The organism is Cupriavidus sp. 05T313 (assembly GCF_056396665.1).
Genome location: NZ_JBFTLX010000693.1, coordinates 1 through 387 on the forward strand (window position 1 = coordinate 1; position 387 = coordinate 387).

Annotated in this window: 1 protein-coding gene; it reads left to right on the plus strand. The window is 60.2% G+C overall.

All coding sequences use genetic code 11. The features are described from left to right. Positions 1 to 238: 238 nt before the first annotated feature. On the plus strand, positions 239 to 387 hold a 149-nt coding region (locus tag AC1DKD_RS42410; RefSeq protein WP_477144891.1), incomplete at its 3' end, for a thioredoxin domain-containing protein.

The window sequence follows — 387 nt, forward strand, 5'->3', positions numbered from 1 at the left end:
CCATTGGAGGAGCGCGCACCACTCCGGCGCGAAATGGGGCCCGGACGCAGGTATTGGCGACGCCGTGCAGGATGCGGCGTCGGTCGCGGCCTGCAATGGGGCCATCAGGTCGGCCAGCAGTTGGTACGCCTGGTAAATCATGGGGTGACTCGCAAAATGCACATCGACAGCCACGCAGCGATATGTATGACGTTGCGTCGATATCACTAAGTCACTCCTTTATCTCTTAGAGTTCGCCATGTCAAGGACAACCCTGACCATCAACAGCAGGAACTATGGCGCCTGGTCGCTACGCGGCTGGCTGCTGGCAAAATTCAGCGGGCTGGAATTCGAGGAGATCCTGGTGCCGATGACGGACGCGGCCAGCCGCGCGGAACTCTCGCTACT